The organism is Bacillus inaquosorum KCTC 13429 (assembly GCF_000332645.1).
GTDB lineage: Bacteria > Bacillota > Bacilli > Bacillales > Bacillaceae > Bacillus > Bacillus inaquosorum.
On record NZ_AMXN01000004.1, the window covers coordinates 109,637 to 128,408 of the forward strand.

The following is an 18,772-nucleotide window of genomic DNA, read 5'->3' on the forward strand; positions in this document are numbered from 1 at the left end:
TAAAGGCTGAAACTCTGCGGTTAAGCAGCCGATATTAAGGAGAGTCAACTAGACTGGAACACACGGGGGGAATCTCCATTTGGAAATACACGTAACGTATAATACAACACTCATATGTTTATCTATTCTAATTGCCTGTGCCGCATCGTACACTTCCCTTGAACTGTCAAGGAAAGTCACCATCAATACGGGTTTAAAAAGCAAAGTTTGGCTGATCAGCGGCTCACTTATTATGGGATTCGGTATTTGGGCAATGCATTTTGTCGGGATGATGGCCATGCATATGGAGATGCCGATGCAATATGAATTCATGCCTTTAATGGCATCCATTGGCGCAGCTGTTTCCGGATCATTTGTATCATTATATTTTGTCAGCCGGCACATTCTTACATATTACAGACTGCTTACCGGATCAGTAGTGCTGGGCGCATCTATTGCATCTATGCACTATATCGGAATGTCTTCCATTTCCCGGGTAATGATTATGTACGAACCGATTCTTTTTACAGTTTCAATAATTATTGCAATTGTAGCATCTTTCGTCTCGTTAAAAATATTCTTTGATTTGGCTGTAAAAAAACATTCTGATCATCTTATGTTCTATAAAGTCATCAGTTCGATTGTAATGGGTATAGGGATTTCAGGCATGCACTATACGGGGATGCTTGCGGCGACTTTCCACATGGACATGGCACCACCCGGAAGCCATATGGAGGTCCATACGTTTCATTGGTCGATTTTTGTTACGTTACTCATTTTCTGTATACAAACACTATTATTATTCAGTTCCCATGCCGACCGAAAGTTTATTAAACAGAGCGAACGCATAAAAGATAACGAACAGAGGTTTCAGTCTTTAATCATTCACAATATTGATGCCATTTTTATTTTGTCATTAGAAGGAGAGATTATATCATCCAATCATGCTGGTGAGGACATGGTCAGCAAATTTGGATTTAGCATGCACGATTGGAGAAACTATACATCGCAGAAGATTAAGCGCCTTTTTGAGCAAGTCAAAAAAGAGAAACAAGCCATTAACAGCGATAGCGACCTTACCACTGAAAAAGGCCAGTTCCACTTAAATATTACGCTCATACCCGTTGAGGTCAATCAAGAGCTGGACAGCATTTATGTTATCTGCAAGGACATGACAAAGCAGTATAGAGCAGAAAAAGAAATCCATAGAATGGCTCATTACGATTCGCTAACAGATTTACCCAACAGACGGCACGCCATCTCGCACTTAACAGAGGTGCTGAATCGCGAGTATACCTTAAATTATAACACCGTTGTATTCTTTCTGGACTTAAACCGCTTTAAAGTGATTAACGATGCACTAGGACATAATGTCGGCGATCAGCTGCTTCAGCTGGCAGCTAGACGTCTGTCTTCTGTTGTCCCTGATAATGGATTTATCGCCCGCCTTGGCGGAGATGAATTTATTATCATATTGACGGACGCCAATACCAGAACAGGCGAAGCAGATGTTTTAGCAAGAAAAATTATCCAAAAATTCAAAAAGCCATTTAAAATCCAGGATCACACGCTTGTCACATCTGTCAGTATCGGGATTGCGATATCACCGAAAGACGGGACGGACGGCCTTGAATTGATGAAAAAAGCAGATATGGCGATGTATGCCGCTAAAGAACGAAACAAAAGCAAATACAGATACTATTCTTTTTCAATCGGCAACAAAGAAACCGTCAAGCTTAACCAAGAGATGGTGCTCAGAGAAGCCATAGAAAACAATCGATTTGTCTTGCATTATCAGCCTCAATTCAGTACAAAAAATCAAAGAATGACGGGTGCCGAAGCACTAATACGCCTTGTCACCCCCGATGGGCAGCTGTGTCCGCCCGGAGAATTCATTGGTGTTGCTGAAGAGACGGGTCTCATTATTGATATCGGAAAGTGGATAATAGATGAAGCCTGCAAGCAGGCAAGGGCTTGGTATGACAAAGGCTTTGATCTTTCTGTCGCTATTAATATTTCCGCCAGACAGTTTCAATCCGAAGATCTGATTCCCCTGATCAAGGACACGCTAATGAAATACCAGCTTCCTCCGCAGCTTCTTGAAGTTGAAGTGACAGAAAGCATGACAATGGACAATCTCGATCACTCCAAAAAGGTTTTGTCGTCTTTAACGGAATTAGGAATCAGAATCAGTATTGACGATTTCGGAACGGGGCACAGTTCTCTTAGCTATTTGAAGGATTTTCCGATTCACAGGCTGAAAATCGACAAATCGTTTATCGATGATATTCAAACCCATCCGAAATCAGAGCAAATTACCGGGGCTATTATTGCCATGGGCCATCAGCTGTCTTTGCAGGTGATTGCTGAAGGCGTGGAAAATTCAGCTCAAAAACAGCTTCTTTACGAAAAAGGCTGTGACCATTTACAAGGCTTCTATTTCAGCAGGCCGATACCGCCGGAACAACTCGAACAATTAATTCTCGAACAGCCGCCGCAATAACAGTGCCGGCTGTTTTTTTACCCATAAGTTGCTACACATGAATCGTACTCCTCCTCTTCACACTAAAGAAAAAAAGGGGTTTATCGATATGCATACAATGTGGAAGGGATCGATCAGTTTCGGATTAGTAAACATTCCCATCAAGCTATATGCGGCCACAGAGGATAAAGACATTAAGCTGCGAAGCCTTCATAAAGAGGATCACGCGCCAATCAAATACGAAAAAATTTGCACGAATTGCGAAAAAACACTCGGTCCTGATGAAATTGTAAAGGGATACGAATATGTAAAAGGAAAATATGTGGTGCTGACGGACGATGATCTAAAAAGCTTAAAGCAGGAGCATGAGGAGAAAGCCGTTGAGATTGTTGATTTTGTTCAGCTTCAGGAAATTGACCCGATTTATTTTAATCGCTCCTACTTTGTCGGCCCCGGGGATAACGGCACGAAAGCCTATACCCTGCTGCGTGAGGCGCTGCGCTCTACCGGAAAGATCGGCATCGCCAATATGACAATCAGGTCCAAGCAGCAGCTTGCCATTCTCCGTGTTTATGAAAATTGTATCATTATGGAGTCTATCCATTATCCGGATGAGGTCAGAAGCGCTGCCCATGTCCCAGGTGTACCGGATCAATCGAATGTAAACGATAAGGAACTGCAAACCGCTATCACATTAATAGATGAGCTGACGACTGAGTTTGAGCCTGAGAAATATGAAGATACGTACCGGCACGCCCTGCTGCAAAGAGTCAATGACAAGCTCGAAAATAAAGAAACAGCCGTCACTCCTGATAAAGCGCCTCCTCGTGAAGATGTCATCGACCTTGTCAGCGCTCTGCAAGCCAGCATCGACCGCACGAGAAAGCCGAACCGGGAAACCCCGGCAGCCGCACCAGAACAGGCCGCTGAACCGAAAGGAGCCGGAGATAAAAAACAAAAAACGACTAGAAAAAAAGCCTCCGGCACGTCATAACACATGGCGTTTACGATGCAGCCCGTCCTTACTTCGTCACCGCCAAAAGGAGCAGAATGGCGCTACGAAGTAAAATATGATGGATACCGCTGCATTCTCCGTATCCATTCAGCAGGTGTGACTTTAACTAGCAGAAATGGCTTGGAGCTTAACAGCACCTTCCCTGAAATCACTCAATTCGCCAAGACAGCCTTTCAGCACATGGAAAAAGATCTTCCGCTGACACTCGATGGCGAAATTGTATGTTTGGTGAACCCTTGTCGTGCAGATTTTGAACACCTTCAAGTGCGGGGGCGTTTGAAAAGACCAGACAAGATTCAGGAATCGGCAAACGCGCGGCCGTGCTGCTTTCTCGCCTTTGATCTGTTAGAGCGAAGCGGAGAAGATGTATCATCTCTTGCATATCTGGATCGAAAAAAATCGCTGTACGATCTCATGTCTGCGGCAAAGCTTCCTGCGTCTCCAGATCCTTATGCTAAGGAAACCATTCAGTATATCCCCTGCTATGATCATTTTGATCCTATTTGGGAGATGGTTACGAAATATGACGGAGAAGGAATTGTAGCAAAGAAAACAAACAGCAAATGGCTTGAAAAAAAGCGGTCGTCCGATTGGCTCAAATATAAAAATTTTAAACAAGCTTATGTTTGTATAACAGGTTTCAACCCCAACAATGGCTTTCTGACGGTGTCTGTGTTAAAAAACGGCGTCATGACACCTATTGCCTCCGTCTCACACGGAATGCGAGATGAGGAAAAAAGCGCCATACGCGAGATTATGGAACAGCACGGACATAAAACAGCATCAGGTGAATTTACGCTTGAACCGTCGATTTGTGCAACCGTTCAATACTTAACGATTCTCCAAGGTACATTAAGAGAGGTATCGTTTGTCAGCTTTGAATTCCATATGGACTGGACTGAATGCACGTATGCGCAAGTCATACGCCACTCAAAACCGGTCCATCCAAAGCTTCAGTTCACAAGCTTGGATAAAATCGTATTTGAAAAGAATAAAAAAACAAAGGAAGATTTTATTCAGTACATGATTGAAGTCAGTGACTACCTGTTCCCATTTCTGAAAAACCGTGCTGTCACCGTCATCCGCTATCCGCATGGATCAAGGAGCGAATCGTTTTTTCAAAAAAATAAGCCAGATTATGCACCGGATTTTGTTCAATCTTTCTTTGACGGAAGCCATGAGCATATCGTCTGCGAGGACATGTCCACTTTATTATGGCTTGCCAACCAGCTTGCTTTGGAGTTTCATGTTCCTTTTCAAACCATTAAAAGCAGACGTCCGGCTGAGATAGTCATTGATTTGGACCCGCCTTCACGAGATGACTTTCTCATGGCCGTGCAGGCTGCAAATGAACTGAAGCGGCTGTTTGACTCCTTTGGCATCACATCGTACCCGAAGCTGTCCGGCAACAAGGGCATCCAGCTTTATATTCCTTTGTCTCCTGAGGCATTTACGTATGAAGAAACACGCCAATTTACACAGCTGATCGCAGAGTACTGCACCAATGCATTTCCCGAGCTCTTTACGACAGAACGCTTGATTAAAAACAGGCACGGCAAATTGTATCTTGATTATTTGCAGCATGCAGAAGGTAAAACGATTATCTGTCCTTATTCGACAAGAGGGAACGACCTTGGCACTGTCGCGGCACCGCTCTATTGGCATGAGGTACAAACATCCTTAACGCCCGCCCTGTTTACGATTGATACTGTCGTTGATCGTATTAAGAAGCTTGGCTGCCCATTTTTTGATTTTTACCGTTACCCGCAAGACGAGCCTCTTAGCGCCATTTTACATCAGTTGCAGAAAAAGAGCTGACTAATTAAGTCAGCTCTTTCCGTTCAACTGTACTTTTTTTCCAACCGTTCTTCTTCCTGGCGCTGGAGCGGGCTCAGCGGATCATTATATAAATCGATATCAATTGCATATTTCGGCCGTCTTTTCACTTCAGAAAAAATCGTACCGATATACTCTCCGATGATCCCGATTCCCATTAATTGCAGCCCGCCCAAAAACCAAATGGAAATGATGAGCGACGCCCAGCCTGCATTTGTATGGCCGAGCAGCTTTTGAATGAACGCGCCGATTCCCGCCACAGCACTGACGAAAAGTAAAACAAAACCTAAAAGCGTAAAGAATCGAATTGGCGCAACACTGAATGATGTAATCCCGTTAAAAGCGAATGATAGCATTTTTTTGAGCGGATATTTCGTTTTACCGGCAAAGCGTTCCTTGCGGTCATACAAGACTTCGGCTGATTTAAAGCCGATCATGGGAACAATGCCTCTTAGAAACAGATTCGCTTCCGGATAGCGCGCAAGCTCTTCAAGCGATCTTTTATTCATTAAACGAAAATCAGCATGATTATAAATTAATTTAATCCCAAGCTTATTCATCAGGCGATAAAACCCTAAAGCGGTCGTGCGCTTGAAAAAGGTATCGGTTTTTCTGCTCCGGCGAACACCGTAAACGATCTCGCAGCCCTCATGATATTTCAGTATAAAATCCCGGATCACAGAGATGTCGTCCTGAAGATCAGCATCAATCGAGATGACGCAGTCTGATCTGTTCTTCGCTTTATGGAGTCCGGCTAAAAGCGCTTTTTGGTGTCCGACATTGCAGGCTAATTTTAAGCCGGTAATCTTCTTGTTTCTTATGCTTTCCATGGCAATCAAGGCCCAGGTTCTGTCTTTGCTGCCGTCATCGACAAACAGAATTTTACTGTCTTCAGCAATTAATTTTTCTTCAATTAAGCCGTCTACAACCTCTGTCAGCTGACGGCTTGTCTCTTGAAACACTTCCTCTTCATTGAAACACGGAACGACGATGGTTAACACTGGCTGTGGCTGTTTCAATCGATATCCTCCTTATCTTGTTTCATATAAATAAATGCGCCAGGCGGAATCTTTATGGTCAAACGTCTTGACGAGCGCGAGATGGTTTTGGTCAGCATTCATGATCGGAACTGAAGAAAAAATGTAACGTCCGCCCATTTTTTTAAATACATCTGTATTTAATTCCAGATTGTTGATCGTTTTCTTCGAGTTCTTTTTAAAATCATACCGTTTACCGAGCTCGTTGACGAAAAGGTAGCAGCGGCTGCCCCATTCATCAAAATATTGTTTCAGCCGAGCGTTTTTTTCCAGCTCTTTTTCGATGATTTTCCTAAATTCATATTTATATGAGAGCGGGTACAGGTTGTTATACGTATCTAACGTGTAAAACCCGTTATATTGGGCGATAGACGGATGCAGTCCGATACTCGCCACCCTGTATGAATCTTGCGGACGCCCGATGTACTCCTTAATCTCTTTGAATTGCTCGGATGCATAAAACTCCCGGAATGTCGGCGCATTGTAGTGAACGCCATACGTATATTCTTCATTAAAAGGCGCCAATACCATCAGCTGTGCTGCCACAGCGGCATATACAAGCCATTTCCACCCTCTTCCCATTCGCCAAATGAGATATAAAGCAAGCGCAAAGCTCACGTATATGACAAGCGGCCGCAGGAAATGAAAACGGGCAAAATTAAATTCAGCTAAAAAGGCAAATTTCTGCTTTGGCACCGCCCATATTTTGTTGAACCAAAACGCATACCATAAAGACAGTCCGTAATTAAGTACACATAAAAACAGATACACATTTTCCGGCTTTGTCCGGTTTCGCTTGAACAGCAAAGCTGCAAATAAAAGCAGCAGGATCGGGAGGATGACAACGGTGTGAACGGTCATCACATGATTATGGCCATAGACAAAGTTCTTTACGGATAGGCGGAGAGAATGCCAAACGTCATGCCTGGATGAAATAAATTCAATCCGATGCATCGGTGCGTGCGAGAACAGCATCGAATAAACGAGCCGGTACTCTACGAAAAGATAAATACTGGTCATAAAAGCAATACTGCCTAAGAACATCAAATTCCATCTTCTTTTTGTGATAGCATCATACAGCCAAAAGCACACCATTCCTGCCAAGAAAAAGAAGAAGCCTAAGACAAAGCTTGAATATAAAGGAAGCAAACCGAGCGTCAGCCACTCTCTCCATGAGATATCCCCTTTTCGGATATTCAAAAAAGCCCACAATGCCAAAGGATATCCAAGCGTACTCAGCATTCCCGAAGGCCAGAAAGGTGTTAAGGCAAATGCCAGCGATACGCCAATTCGGATGAAAGCCGCCTTTGGCTCTGGGATCACATGCTTCTTCAGCAGCACATACATTCCAAAAAAAGCGACAACCCTTGTAATTGTCTGGCTTATTGCATAGGCAGTCATGGAAGAAAAGAAAGCATGCAGCCAAACAATTCCGCTCAACTCGGTGCCAAAGGCATCCCGCGGCAGGCCGTTAATGATTTGCGGAATGGCCGCGTCAACCTTGCCGACGATTTCTCCGCTATCTGCCAGCACCTTGTACCAAGCGATATTGGAATCTAAATTATCGTGGACACGAATATGGGCATCCTCCTTTAAAATAAAAAGCGGGGATACATACAGCAAAAGAAGAAATAATGCGATCCAGAGATAATATGTTTCTTTTTTGTGTTGTCTCATCAATCGTAACATCGCTTACACATCCATCTGTTATTCTGACTCCATATCCGGCATGTTCTGCCTCATGTGTCAAAATTTATTATCCCTTTTCCCTTCTAAAACATTCATCAGATGACAATCCGTTTTTCAACCTGTCTCTTACCCATTAATTCCCGCTATCCATAAGGCCCGATCACTTACTATACTGATAGGAGGGAGGGGATATATTTTGTTTACAATCTTACTTTCATTGGCCATACTCGTATGTGTGCCATTTATATATAAAGCGAAACGCAATACAAAAGACGTGAAGGTCAACACTATTTCAATTGATCAAAAAGACGGTCTTCCAGCCAGAAAAAAATTAAATATCCTTCATTTATCAGATCTTCACTTAGAAAACATTTCTGTTTCACCTGAAGAGCTGTATCATTTAACAAAAAATCAGCCTGTGGACATTATTGCGCTTACCGGGGATTTTCTAGATCGGAAACGTAATATTCCGAAGCTGGCAGGTTATTTAAACGCATTGCAAAAGCTGAAGCCTGCATATGGAATGTACGCGGTGTTCGGTAACCATGATTATGTATTGAAAGAAAAGGACTTTCAGAGATTGAAGCGTGTTTTAGAGGAAAACGGCTGTATCACGCTGCAAAATGAACATGTTCAAATCGAGACGGCTGCAGGGCCTGTCAATATTATCGGCATTGATGATTACAGCACGAATCGCAGTAATATTACTGGCTCTTATCAAAATCTAGACAACGGCTATCATCTTGTTTTAACACATGACCCAAACATTATTCTGGATATGAAAGATGTTCATTTTGATTACCTGCTGTCAGGCCATTTTCACGGCGGCCAAATCCACTGGCCAAAACCGTATCATTTGGTGAAAATGGGCAAGCTCGTGCGCATGAACATGATTAAAGGGCTTCATTATCACCACGATAAGCCGTTTTATATCAGCGAAGGCTTAGGACAAACCGGTGTGAATATCCGTGTCGGAAGCCGCCCTGAAGTGACATTTCATCAGATATAATCAAAAAAGACTGTGCTGACCAAGGCATCAGTCTTTTTTTTGATAGGTTTTCTGAAGCTTTTCTTTTGAAATAAACAAATAGGATGTATTCGGTAAATGCCGCAGGCCCACTTGCTTTGACGTTAAATATAAAATGGGCATATGGGTTATCTTTTTAAAGCATCTGTAAAAAGGATTGACAGGGGTGACCACATCAAAGCCGAGCCTTTCTACACCTTTGTCAAGCATTGTAATTCCCACGATTCCTTTAATTTTTTCACTTTTTTTATGATTATTGATGTATTCCAATAATATCGGCATTGATTGATATACTTTTTGATATATAATGATCCCCTTTCTGACTGCACTCTCAATGCCTTGCAGCTCCCTGATCAGCTTAATATTGTGCAAATGGATTTTAACGAGCACATCATTTTTTCTTATATGCGTTCCGTCGCTCAGCACGACATGATGCCCTTTGTACTTCGTCAGCCTGACTCGAAAGACACTTTTTCGATCTTTGTCAATCAAGGTCAGCCTTGAAAAAAAGAAATAAAACGGGTCAATCACTCTCCAAATGGAAAGGAAACAGGTTTTCATCTCTTCACCTTCCTTATGATCAAAAATACCCTTATATTTTGTCATCGTTCTCCCCAAAATATAGTTGCCATATTTTTTAAGGAGGACCGTCATGAAAAACATTCTCATTTTTCCTTTTTTAAGCATTTCCACCGGACATCATCATGTCGCCGATGCCCTGCAGGCTGAACTGGAGTCACAAGGACTGGCATCTGAAAAAATTGATATCTTTTCACATGCGTATAGACGGTTAGAAAAACTATCCTCTGAGACGTATTTAAAATGGATTCAATATTTCCCGAAAACGTACAGCGGCATTTACAGGCTCCTTGCCTGCGGAGAATATCAGAATGACAAACGCTATACCATGTACGAATGGCTGTTCACACAACAAATGAGGCACATTCTCAAAGAAAAACAGCCTGATATCGCCTTCTGCACGCATGCGCTGCCTTCTTATCTGCTGAACCGGCTAAAGCCGGAATTTCCGAATCTGACGGTTGTGAATGTATACACTGATTTTTTTGTGAATCAATTATGGGGGCGGGAAAACATTGATTACCATTTTGTTCCGATCATGGATGTCAAGAAGCAGCTCGTGTCTGAAGGAATCAATCAGAAAAACATATACTTGACCGGCATTCCCGTTCACCGGATGTTTGAAATGGGATCTGCAGACACCTGTCAGCATCATCCGCCATATACCATCATTATCACAGGCGGCAGTATGGGGGTCGGGGGGATTTTAAAATGGGTTCAGGAGCTGTCGCCAGGCGGAAACATCTTATACAAAATATTATGCGGCAGGAACGAAAAGCTCTACTGCTATGTCAAAAGTTTAGGCCACCCTTTTATTGAGGCGATACCCTACCTTCACAGCAAAGCAGAGATGAACCGTTTATACGAACAGGCGTCAGGCATTATGACAAAACCCGGAGGCGTGACCATCAGCGAATGCTTACAGAAACGGCTTCCGGTATTTATTTATCATGCGCTGCCGGGCCAGGAGGAGATGAATTTGAACCTTTTAAAGGAACGGAAGCTTGTCACAGATATGAGAAACTGGGACATGCAGAAGGCAGAAGAACAGATTGCGGCATTTTTCCAATCGAATGAACAGGTGAACGAATATGAAAAACATGTCAATCAATATCTTGGTGAAATATCTGATCGGAAGGTTGAAGATATTTTAAAAAGGATCATATAAAACAAAAAAACACTCTCCTGAAACAGAGAGTGTAACATGTTAACGAAACAGCAAATGCTGGCTGTGAATGCCTGCTTTCTTCAGCAGGACGATCAGCTGGTCCTGTTCATCAGGCGAAAGGCCTGAAAATGCTCTCGCAATACGCAATGCATGAATCGGATAAATTTTATCCAAATACTCATTTCCCTTGTCAGTTAAATGCGCGTAAACGGAGCGTTTATCTTTCGGGTCCTGCTCCCTTACTAAAAACCCGTTTCTTTCTAATTTGTCAATGACATATGTGACGTTTCCGCTCACAAGCAGAAGTCTCGACCCAATTTGCTGTAATTTTTGCGGGCCTCTTGTGTACAGGAGCTCCAGTACAGCAAATTCAGTCGGATTAAAGCCGTGCTCTTTACTGTCACGGATACTATGTTCAGACACACTTTTGAAAGCCCTTGCAAAAACTCTGTACAAATTCATCGCACGCTCAACTTCTTCTTCGTTAAACGATAATCTCATCATATCTACCTCGTATATAGGATTTTTATAAAAAAATAATGAAAACCCTTACATATAATAAGAGTTCAGTCCCTTACTATATGTATTCGCTATAATTCGAGAAATTCCTTCTGAAAGCAAAAAAATCCTTATACATTATCTTGTATAAGGATTTTTTTTGTGATTTGCAATGTTGCGGAAGAAATATGTGTATTCCTTTCGCAGTTCGGAAATCGTCATTTTGTTCATTATTTCTTTATTATAAACTCCGATTTGAAAGAGTTTTTCAGAATAATGGCTTCGTTCTTTTTCTAAAGCGGATTTCAATAAATTACTCATAGCGTCCTCCTTCATTTTGAGGTATCCTATACACAAGATACTCTATTTAAATGAACGTGGTATGAATCTAATGTAAAGAATTTATGTTTACGAAGATTTTCGGTACAGTCCGTTTTGAACCGATCTTAATAGTTGAAAAGCATGTTCTCCGGCAAGCTGCATAAACGTCTCCAGCATTTCATCACGTTTGATATCCAACTCTATAATTTCTTTTGCCAGTGAGACCGCTTTTTCTTCCTCCATGATTATCCTTCCTCCTCATTTATTCGTTACATAAAGGATAAAACGCGCTTGTGTGTTACGCATTATTCTTGTTAATTTTTCTTCCGTATTTTTTCAAAAATCTTCTAATTCATGTTAGAAAATATGACAAGCGTCAGGTTTTTTCTCTTTGTTTTTTATATACTATTATCAAAAGACATCCAGGGGTGGAAAAATGACCACAGAAGATCATTCTTATAAAGACAAAAAAGTGATTTCAATCGGGATTGTCAGTGAATTGACAGGATTGTCCGTAAGACAGATCAGGTACTATGAGGAACGGAAGCTCATTTATCCGCAGCGGTCTTCAAGGGGAACGAGAAAATATTCTTTCGCCGATGTGGAGCGGCTGATGGATATCGCCAATAAGCGTGAAGACGGCGTACAGACGGCAGAGATTTTAAAGGATATGCGTAAAAAAGAGCAGATGGTAAAAAACGATCCGCAAGTGCGGAAAAAAATGCTGGAGGGGCAGCTTAATGCTCACTTTCGGTACAAAAACCGTTAAATGATAAAAGTCCGACTCGCAATTGAGACGGACTTTTATCATTTATAATGAGTGTATGAATGCAGTGGCAATGCCAAAGTAAATTAATAAAGACAAAATATCGTTTAACGTTGTAATCAGCGGTCCTGAAGCGATCGCCGGGTCTACTTTCAGCTTGTGCAAAATAATAGGGATAATGGTTCCTGACATCGTGCCGATAATTAAAGTAAAGAGCAGTGAAGAGGCGACAACAAATCCTAGAAGCGCGTTCCCCTGCCATAAGATGGCGATAATCGCAATCAGAACAGAACAAACCGCTCCGATATAAATACTTGTTCTGAACTCCCGGAGGATCAGGCGTACAATCGTTTTTTTGTTCATTTCTTCTTTAGACAAACCTCTGATGACAACCGCGAGAGATTGGGTTCCCGTATTTCCTGTCATCCCTGACACCATCGGCATGAAAAACGCCAGCGCGACAACCTGCTGGAGCGCATCTTCAAAATAACTGATAATGCTTCCTGAAATCAGTCCGATAAACAAGAGTAAAATCAGCCATGGCAGACGCCGGTATGCCGCCACGTAGGCCTTTGTGTCAAAGGTGATGTCTTTACCGGAAGCGGCAAATTTTTCGTAATCCTCATCAGCTTCCCGAATGACGACGTCGATAATATCATCGACCGTTACAATGCCGACAAGCACGTTGTTTTCCTCAACTACCGGAATCGCCAAGAAATCGTAACGTTCAATCAGGCGGGCAACTTCTTCCTGATCTTGGAGAGCGCCTGCTGAGATGACGCGGGTAAACATTAAATCCTGCACCTTTTCTTCAGGTTCGCCTAGAATCAAATCGCGGTAGGAAAGTACGCCCACCAGCTGTTTGCTTTCATTGATGACATATAAGTAGTTGATCGATTCAGCTATTTCAGCAAAGCTTTTCAGTTTGACGACTGCGTCTTTTACCGTATAATGCTGAGGAATCCACACATAGCGGTTTGTCATCATGCGCCCCGCTGAATCAGCCGGATAATTCATCAAAAGCTGTACAGCCTTAGACTCTGATGCTTCCATGCTGGACAATAGCTGTTCCTTCAGTTCTTCGTCCATTTCTTCAAGCAATTGAGCGAGGTCATCGTTGTCCATTTTGTTCATCGCTAGTGTTGCTCTGGTTTTTCCGACTTTATTTAAGACGGCAAGCTGAAATTCGCGTTCCAGCTCCCCGATCATATCAGTGATATCATCTACAGTTAAATAAGATAAATAGCGGGCGCGGTGTTTTTCCGGCATTTCTTTAAAAATAAATGCCATATCATAGGGCTGAAGCTCATCAATAACGCTTCTGAAATCCCTGATTTTCCCGTCTCGCAATAAAATAATGATGCGTAAAATGAGTTCGTCATAGGTCATGTTTTGAACCATCAGGACTCGTACCTCCTCTACGGAGACGTGCCGGCCTCGCCTGAAGGTGCGGCAGATCGTCTCCTCATCGTGTAATCAGTTGCCTTGCTGTCATAGTATATGGGTACTTCTTCAGATTGACTCGAATGGGGAGAATCCATACTCCGCACCTCCTTTGGTAAAATTCGTTTTAAAGGCATAAAAAAAGCCTTCGGGATTGAAGGAGAAAGAAGCACGGCAAAAAAGCGTGCGGGCGCCTTCAATCGTAGAGCTTTAGCACTGTATGGCATAGGATCAATCATCCAGCTGCGTTAAAAATCACCTTATGTCGATGATTTCTGTTGACCCATTGGCGTCTTTGGACATTTTTGGGCAGCAGCGTATCTCCATACAGGAGCCTCACCTAACGAAGTTCCTAATTGAATTGACACACTGAGATTACAGAAAAAAACAAGCTGTGTCAACTCAAAAAAGTAATAAATGCGCTTTCATCACAAATACGGAACAAAACAAGGGCCTAAGCCCTTATTCTGTTGTTTGCGTCTCATCATCTTCAGAGAGCAAATGATACGTTTCATGAAGAAATAAGGCGTACTCTCCTTCCTTCGTCGGATGAGGGACATATTCAGCCTGATTGATGTATTGCTCCTCTTTCTTTTCCATGCGTTTCGCCTCCTTTTCTATTTAGATTGTCCAAAAGAAGGTTTCTTATCATGAAAAAACCCCGCTGCTGCGGGGTTTTGATTAGTCGTCTATCTCCTGCTTAATGATATGTCCATCCTTTGCGGAAATCTCAAATTCCGCCTCAGTTCCTTGTTTCGTTTTGATCTCAATTTCATAGTTGTAAGCACCGTCGTCTTCGTCAAGCTTGCTTTCTGTTACGGTTCCATCTGTTTGCTTTAAGGCAATCTCTTCAGCCTCTTCTTTTGTTATGGCAACTTGTTCTGCTTTCTCTTTTAACGGGTCATTGAGCGCTTGTTTTGTATTGATATCTACATAAACGTCGTAGTCTTCACCGTCTTTTTGGATCTCGACTTCATAGACTTCTTTGCCGTTGTAAATGTCTCTGTCGATATCATCCACCGTGCCGTTAACAACCGTTTTGGCAATCGATTCTGCTTCCTGTTCAGTGAGTGCACCAGTCTTGGACGAAGCAGTCTGTGTGTTTTCATTGTTTTCTTTCGCAAACGCGTTGTAGCTGAATCCGCCGGCCGCTAAACAGCCTGCTAATAGGCCAACCATCCATCTTTTCTTTAGCATATGTGATTCCTCCTTTGTTTTGTATGAGTACAGTTTACACACTCAACATGAAAGGAAAACGAGAGAAAGATGAGAATTTGATGAGAAACCGTCAGTCTTCATACACAATGTTTGCAACTTTTCCGGTGTAGGCATTGATTTTCACTGTCGCTTCCTTATCATCCGGAAGATCAACATCCACTTCAAAGATGAGAGTGCCCTCATTTTCTTCGAGATCTGCGTCATCCGCTGTCCCGCCCGTTTCTCGCTCTGCAATTGTTTTGGCTTCTTTTTTCGTAATCGGTGTTTTTTGTTGATTTTCACTGTTGATTTGATCAGCCGACACGACTGCTTTTGCCTGCATGTCTACCTTCACTTCGTATGTTTTTCCGTCTTCTTTTTGTATGGTATATGTGGCAACACGATTCTGTTGTGTTTGTTTTTTGACGGTTCCCGGCACCCGCTCAAGCGCGAGATGCTCAGCTTCTTTTTCTGACATGGCAGATGGATTCATCGCTTTTACTCTGTTTATCGAAAGAATATCAGCCGATTTTGCGTCAGCTTTTATAAAATAAGTTCCCTTTGGATTTTCAAGGGTCATATCATATGTTCTTTTATTCTTTGATTGCGTTACTTTCGTGACCTCGCCTTCATAGGAGGCCTCGATTTTTTTTACGACAGCCTCCTTTGACAGGACGTCCTCGTGGGTTTGCCGAATGATGAGAACCGCACAGATGATGACGGCTAAAACCGCTGCTGCCGCAGCAGATACTGCTTTTATTGTTTTTTTCATCGGCCTCCCCCATTCTGTTCTCTGAATTGCATGGTGACAGCTGTTCCTTGGTCCGGCTTGCTTTTGACAGACAGCTCAATGCCGTGCTCATCGGCGATTTGCTTGGCAATGGAAAGGCCTAAACCCGTCCCGCCTGTTTTTCTGTTTCGTGCCTCATCCGCCCGGTAGAACCGTTCGAACAGGTGCGGGATATGCTCCTCAGGTATTCCGATGCCTTCATCCCTTACTGACAGAAACGGCTGTCCATTCCTCGTTCCGGCTGTCATTACAATGGCTTTTTCACTATACTTTATGGCATTATCGAGCAAAATGGTCAGCAGCTGCTTGATGCGTTCTTCATCAGCTGTTACAAGCAGGCTCTCCTTATCTGTTTCAAGCAAAATGTCACGCTGATAGACGGGCTGGAGCGTTTGCATGACGGCGCGTGACACTTCAATCAGATCGATTGTTTTCAGGTCAAGCTCAAGACCTTTATGGCTTTTGGCCAGCGCCAGCAGCTGGTTGGTCAGTTTTTTCATATGCACCGCTTCTGAATGAATGGCTTCAATCGATTCCTCAAGCACTTCCGGCTTTTTTGCCCCCCACCGCTTCATTAGGCTGCTGTAGCTTTCTATAATCGTGAGCGGGGTTTTCAATTCATGTGAAGCGTCTTGAACGAATTGCTGCTGTTTATCGTAGTGCTCTTTCAGCATCATCGCCATCTCATTAAATGTCAGCCCCATCTGATATAACTCGTCGTGCGATTGTCCTTCCAAGGAAATCGTTTTGAATGCTTTCTCCCGCTGTATATCTTTCATTGTCATCATTAATCGTCTGATCGGATTAATGATACGGCGGGCGAGCAAGCTGCCGGCAAAAAAAGAAGCGATACAGACAGCAGCACTTGCAGCGATTAAGATGATTTTCAAAAGAAACAGACTCTCCTCTGTGTTCTCGAGCCTTTCAACCAGCTGAAGAGATACCACTTGCCCATCGGTCCAAATAACCGGAACAGCGGCTTCAGCAAACAGTTTGCCGTCATGTTTCCTTACATCTGCCGTTTCCCCGCTGTGAAATGAAAGAGGAAAATCTTTAAACTCTTTTTCTTTTGTAATGGTCATGACGGCTTTTTGATCACCATTCACTACACGGACCATGCCGTTTGCCGGAAGATAGGCCTGCAGCATGTCCTGCAAAGCCACTCCTTCTGTTTCAGCAGCATGCAGCGCTTCGGCAATGTTATCCGTCTCATCTGCAAGCCGGGCTGCATCCTTTGATGTCAGCGCGGATGAAAAAATGAGATAGACTGCGGTATGGACCAAAATTAATAAAACCAGCAGCGATATTGATGTGTACAGATGAATCTTGGTCTTCAGCTTCATCGTTTACCCCTTAATGGCATAGCCGACCCCGCGAACAGTATGGATCAGCTGTTTTTTGTAAGGATAGTCCAGTTTTTTTCTGATGTATCTTATGTACACGTCGACGACATTTGTATCACCAATGTAATCAAATCCCCATACCGAGTTTAAAATCTGCTCCCGTGTCAGCACTTGCTGCGGATGTTTCAGCATATAGACGAGCAAATCAAATTCCCGCGGCGTTAATTCCACCTCTTTGTTTCCCCGTCTCACTTCACGGGTTTTTTCGTTCACCCGCAAGTCGTCATATGTAAGAAAGGTGCCGATATCTTCTGTTTTTGGTCCATTTTGGCGCAGCGCCGCCCTGATTCTCGCAAGCAATTCCTCAATTTCAAACGGCTTTGTGACATAGTCGTTCGCACCGATGTCCAGCCCTGTTACCTTATCAGGAATACTGTCTCGCGCCGTTAATAAAATGACAGGTGTCTGCTGATCCGTTTTTCTCAAGCGGCGGAGTACCTCCAGGCCGCTAAGCCCCGGAAGCATGACATCAAGAAGCACCAAAGAATACCCGCCTTCCGCGGCCGCATTCAGCCCTTCTGTGCCATCTTGTTTGATGATGACGCTGTATCCTTCATATTCCAATTCAAGCTGAAGCACCCTGGCGATTTTTTCTTCATCTTCCACAATTAATATGTGCCCTTTTTCCAAAATCGATCATCCTCTCCTGTCCCAATATGAAAAAAATGATTTCATTGTTTACAAAATGATTCTTATCATCTATTATGATGTCAAAATAAAAAATTGTATACGGAAAGCACTAGGGGTGCTGTTTTGGCTGAGATAAAGCGCGCAAAAACGCGCTTTGATCCCTTATGACCCGATCTGGATAATACCAGCGTGGGGAAGTGCAGGTTGACCGAATGGTGTATTTTTTTGTGCGCTTAATCGATCTATGACTGCATATTCCCTTAGGATATGCAGTTTTTTATTTTACCAAAAAAACAGGAGGTCGGAGAAATGGATCATATTTGCGGTACAAGCAGAATCGCTGGTTTTCGCTTCTCTTTATACCCGATGACAGATGATTTTATCAGTGTGATCAAGTCTGCGCTGAAAAAAACCGACACATCTAAGGTTTGGACGAAAACCGACCATATCAGCACAGTCTTGCGCGGATCGATTGATCATGTATTCGATGCTGCCAAGGCCATTTATCTTTATGCGGCGAACAGCGAAAAACACATCGTCATGAACGGCACGTTTTCCATCGGGTGCCCGGGCGATACCCAAGGAGATACATATCTTTCCGCAGACGGCAAGCGTGTCAATGAAGATGCTGTCGGAAGCCTGAACGCGGAAGCACCATGCCAATTTGCGCTTTACCCGATGAATGAGCCGGATTATATGGGTTTGATCATCGAAGCTGTCGACATTGCGAAAGCAGAAGGCACCTTCGTACAGGGAGTCCATTACGCGAGCGAGCTTGACGGGGACGCGCATGACGTATTCAGAACACTGGAAGCCGTTTTCCGCATGGCTGAACAGCAAACAAACCACGTAACCATGACTGTGAATGTCTCGGCTAACAGTCCATCAAGAAAAAACAGAAAGCAGGGATAA

At 43.2% G+C, this 18,772-nt stretch carries 19 protein-coding genes, 1 pseudogene and 2 riboswitches; of the genes and pseudogenes, 7 read left to right on the top strand and 13 right to left on the bottom strand.

Translation table 11 applies throughout. The features are described from left to right. Positions 1 to 79 precede the first annotated feature (79 nt). The 3 genes from BSI_RS10150 to BSI_RS10140 all read left to right on the top strand — a co-directional run bounded on the left by BSI_RS10150 (position 80) and on the right by BSI_RS10140 (position 5,294). A complete protein-coding gene (locus BSI_RS10150; protein ID WP_003239016.1) occupies positions 80 to 2,482 on the top strand; it encodes an EAL domain-containing protein in 2,403 nt (800 codons plus the stop codon). Positions 2,483 to 2,570: 88 nt separating this feature from the next. Next, positions 2,571 to 3,455, top strand: coding sequence for a non-homologous end joining protein Ku (gene ku, locus BSI_RS10145; RefSeq protein ID WP_003239017.1), 885 nt, complete (start codon positions 2,571 to 2,573; stop codon positions 3,453 to 3,455). A gap of 3 nt (positions 3,456 to 3,458) precedes the next feature. Beyond that, positions 3,459 to 5,294 (top strand): DNA ligase D, encoded by a 1,836-nt coding sequence (locus BSI_RS10140; protein ID WP_003239018.1) that lies wholly within the window; start codon positions 3,459 to 3,461, stop codon positions 5,292 to 5,294. 23 nt (positions 5,295 to 5,317) lie between these two features. Here BSI_RS10140 and BSI_RS10135 read toward each other — a convergent pair whose 3' ends face one another. Further along, complete coding sequence (locus BSI_RS10135; protein ID WP_003239019.1) at positions 5,318 to 6,331, bottom strand: glycosyltransferase family 2 protein; 1,014 nt, start codon at positions 6,329 to 6,331, stop codon at positions 5,318 to 5,320. Positions 6,332 to 6,343: 12 nt separating this feature from the next. Beyond that, the gene (locus tag BSI_RS10130; RefSeq protein WP_003239020.1) at positions 6,344 to 8,038 is read right to left on the bottom strand and encodes a DUF6044 family protein; all 1,695 of its coding nucleotides are present in this window, start codon (positions 8,036 to 8,038) and stop codon (positions 6,344 to 6,346) included. A 196-nt stretch (positions 8,039 to 8,234) separates the two neighbouring features. On the opposite strand from BSI_RS10130, the gene BSI_RS10125 reads away from it, so the two are divergent. Further along, a complete protein-coding gene (locus BSI_RS10125) occupies positions 8,235 to 9,047 on the top strand; it encodes a metallophosphoesterase (RefSeq protein WP_003239021.1) in 813 nt (270 codons plus the stop codon). A gap of 27 nt (positions 9,048 to 9,074) precedes the next feature. Here BSI_RS10125 and BSI_RS10120 read toward each other — a convergent pair whose 3' ends face one another. After that, positions 9,075 to 9,626 (bottom strand): YkoP family protein, encoded by a 552-nt coding sequence (locus BSI_RS10120; protein ID WP_032732168.1) that lies wholly within the window; start codon positions 9,624 to 9,626, stop codon positions 9,075 to 9,077. A 91-nt stretch (positions 9,627 to 9,717) separates the two neighbouring features. Between BSI_RS10120 and BSI_RS10115 the strand changes: the two are divergent. Next, a pseudogene (locus tag BSI_RS10115) lies at positions 9,718 to 10,847 on the top strand (MGDG synthase family glycosyltransferase). Between the two features lie 4 nt (positions 10,848 to 10,851). On the opposite strand, the gene BSI_RS10110 reads toward BSI_RS10115, so the two are convergent. The 3 genes from BSI_RS10110 to ykzB all read right to left on the bottom strand — a co-directional run bounded on the left by BSI_RS10110 (position 10,852) and on the right by ykzB (position 11,874). Then, positions 10,852 to 11,316: a MarR family winged helix-turn-helix transcriptional regulator gene (locus tag BSI_RS10110; protein WP_003232536.1), complete on the bottom strand. Its 465-nt coding sequence runs from the start codon at positions 11,314 to 11,316 to the stop codon at positions 10,852 to 10,854. 132 nt (positions 11,317 to 11,448) lie between these two features. Continuing rightward, on the bottom strand, positions 11,449 to 11,631 hold the full coding sequence (locus tag BSI_RS10105; RefSeq protein WP_003239027.1) for a hypothetical protein: 183 nt from the start codon (positions 11,629 to 11,631) through the stop codon (positions 11,449 to 11,451). An 87-nt stretch (positions 11,632 to 11,718) separates the two neighbouring features. Then, positions 11,719 to 11,874 carry a protein YkzB gene (gene ykzB, locus BSI_RS10100; protein WP_003218545.1) on the bottom strand — a complete coding sequence of 52 codons (156 nt, stop codon included), beginning with the start codon at positions 11,872 to 11,874 and terminating at the stop codon, positions 11,719 to 11,721. A gap of 193 nt (positions 11,875 to 12,067) precedes the next feature. Between ykzB and BSI_RS10095 the strand changes: the two genes are divergently transcribed. Continuing rightward, positions 12,068 to 12,400, top strand: coding sequence for a MerR family transcriptional regulator (locus BSI_RS10095; protein WP_003239028.1), 333 nt, complete (start codon positions 12,068 to 12,070; stop codon positions 12,398 to 12,400). Between the two features lie 42 nt (positions 12,401 to 12,442). Here BSI_RS10095 and mgtE read toward each other — a convergent pair whose 3' ends face one another. The 7 genes from mgtE to ykoG all read right to left on the bottom strand — a co-directional run bounded on the left by mgtE (position 12,443) and on the right by ykoG (position 17,860). Further along, positions 12,443 to 13,798 carry a magnesium transporter gene (mgtE, locus tag BSI_RS10090; RefSeq protein ID WP_003239029.1) on the bottom strand — a complete coding sequence of 452 codons (1,356 nt, stop codon included), beginning with the start codon at positions 13,796 to 13,798 and terminating at the stop codon, positions 12,443 to 12,445. Between the two features lie 17 nt (positions 13,799 to 13,815). Further along, complete coding sequence (locus BSI_RS23090; RefSeq protein ID WP_003239030.1) at positions 13,816 to 13,938, bottom strand: hypothetical protein; 123 nt, start codon at positions 13,936 to 13,938, stop codon at positions 13,816 to 13,818. A 90-nt stretch (positions 13,939 to 14,028) separates the two neighbouring features. Further along, positions 14,029 to 14,195, bottom strand: a riboswitch (M-box (ykoK) riboswitch). 107 nt (positions 14,196 to 14,302) lie between these two features. Then, positions 14,303 to 14,440 carry a transcriptional regulator SplA domain-containing protein gene (locus tag BSI_RS10080; protein WP_003218541.1) on the bottom strand — a complete coding sequence of 46 codons (138 nt, stop codon included), beginning with the start codon at positions 14,438 to 14,440 and terminating at the stop codon, positions 14,303 to 14,305. Between the two features lie 81 nt (positions 14,441 to 14,521). Further along, positions 14,522 to 15,037: a PepSY domain-containing protein gene (locus BSI_RS10075; protein ID WP_003239031.1), complete on the bottom strand. Its 516-nt coding sequence runs from the start codon at positions 15,035 to 15,037 to the stop codon at positions 14,522 to 14,524. Positions 15,038 to 15,128: 91 nt separating this feature from the next. Continuing rightward, entirely contained in the window at positions 15,129 to 15,809 is a 681-nt protein-coding gene (locus BSI_RS10070; protein ID WP_003239032.1) for a PepSY domain-containing protein, read from the bottom strand. Then, positions 15,806 to 17,170, bottom strand: a complete 1,365-nt coding sequence (ykoH, locus tag BSI_RS10065; protein ID WP_003239033.1) for a two-component system sensor histidine kinase YkoH — start codon at positions 17,168 to 17,170, stop codon at positions 15,806 to 15,808. The genes BSI_RS10070 and ykoH overlap by 4 nt, the downstream gene beginning before the upstream one ends. A gap of 3 nt (positions 17,171 to 17,173) precedes the next feature. After that, positions 17,174 to 17,860: a two-component system response regulator YkoG gene (ykoG, locus tag BSI_RS10060; protein WP_003239034.1), complete on the bottom strand. Its 687-nt coding sequence runs from the start codon at positions 17,858 to 17,860 to the stop codon at positions 17,174 to 17,176. A gap of 101 nt (positions 17,861 to 17,961) precedes the next feature. Next, positions 17,962 to 18,073: riboswitch (TPP riboswitch) on the top strand. Positions 18,074 to 18,169: 96 nt separating this feature from the next. Here ykoG and thiU point away from each other — a divergent pair. Continuing rightward, positions 18,170 to 18,772, top strand: coding sequence for an HMP/thiamine ABC transporter substrate-binding protein ThiU (thiU, locus tag BSI_RS10055; RefSeq protein WP_003239036.1), 603 nt, complete (start codon positions 18,170 to 18,172; stop codon positions 18,770 to 18,772).

Excerpts from the sequence above, each read along its gene's own strand:
- ku (WP_003239017.1), top strand. The coding sequence starts at position 2,571 with ATGCATACAATGTGGAAGGGATCGATCAGTTTCGGATTAGTAAACATT.
- BSI_RS10140 (WP_003239018.1), top strand. The coding sequence starts at position 3,459 with ATGGCGTTTACGATGCAGCCCGTCCTTACTTCGTCACCGCCAAAAGGA.
- BSI_RS10130 (WP_003239020.1), bottom strand. The coding sequence starts at position 8,038 with ATGTTACGATTGATGAGACAACACAAAAAAGAAACATATTATCTCTGG.
- BSI_RS10120 (WP_032732168.1), bottom strand. The coding sequence starts at position 9,626 with ATGAAAACCTGTTTCCTTTCCATTTGGAGAGTGATTGACCCGTTTTAT.
- BSI_RS10110 (WP_003232536.1), bottom strand. The coding sequence starts at position 11,316 with ATGATGAGATTATCGTTTAACGAAGAAGAAGTTGAGCGTGCGATGAAT.
- BSI_RS10105 (WP_003239027.1), bottom strand. The coding sequence starts at position 11,631 with ATGAGTAATTTATTGAAATCCGCTTTAGAAAAAGAACGAAGCCATTAT.
- ykzB (WP_003218545.1), bottom strand. The coding sequence starts at position 11,874 with ATGGAGGAAGAAAAAGCGGTCTCACTGGCAAAAGAAATTATAGAGTTG.
- BSI_RS10095 (WP_003239028.1), top strand. The coding sequence starts at position 12,068 with ATGACCACAGAAGATCATTCTTATAAAGACAAAAAAGTGATTTCAATC.
- mgtE (WP_003239029.1), bottom strand. The coding sequence starts at position 13,798 with ATGGTTCAAAACATGACCTATGACGAACTCATTTTACGCATCATTATT.
- BSI_RS23090 (WP_003239030.1), bottom strand. The coding sequence starts at position 13,938 with ATGGATTCTCCCCATTCGAGTCAATCTGAAGAAGTACCCATATACTAT.
- BSI_RS10080 (WP_003218541.1), bottom strand. The coding sequence starts at position 14,440 with ATGGAAAAGAAAGAGGAGCAATACATCAATCAGGCTGAATATGTCCCT.
- BSI_RS10075 (WP_003239031.1), bottom strand. The coding sequence starts at position 15,037 with ATGCTAAAGAAAAGATGGATGGTTGGCCTATTAGCAGGCTGTTTAGCG.
- BSI_RS10070 (WP_003239032.1), bottom strand. The coding sequence starts at position 15,809 with ATGAAAAAAACAATAAAAGCAGTATCTGCTGCGGCAGCAGCGGTTTTA.
- ykoH (WP_003239033.1), bottom strand. The coding sequence starts at position 17,170 with ATGAAGCTGAAGACCAAGATTCATCTGTACACATCAATATCGCTGCTG.
- thiU (WP_003239036.1), top strand. The coding sequence starts at position 18,170 with ATGGATCATATTTGCGGTACAAGCAGAATCGCTGGTTTTCGCTTCTCT.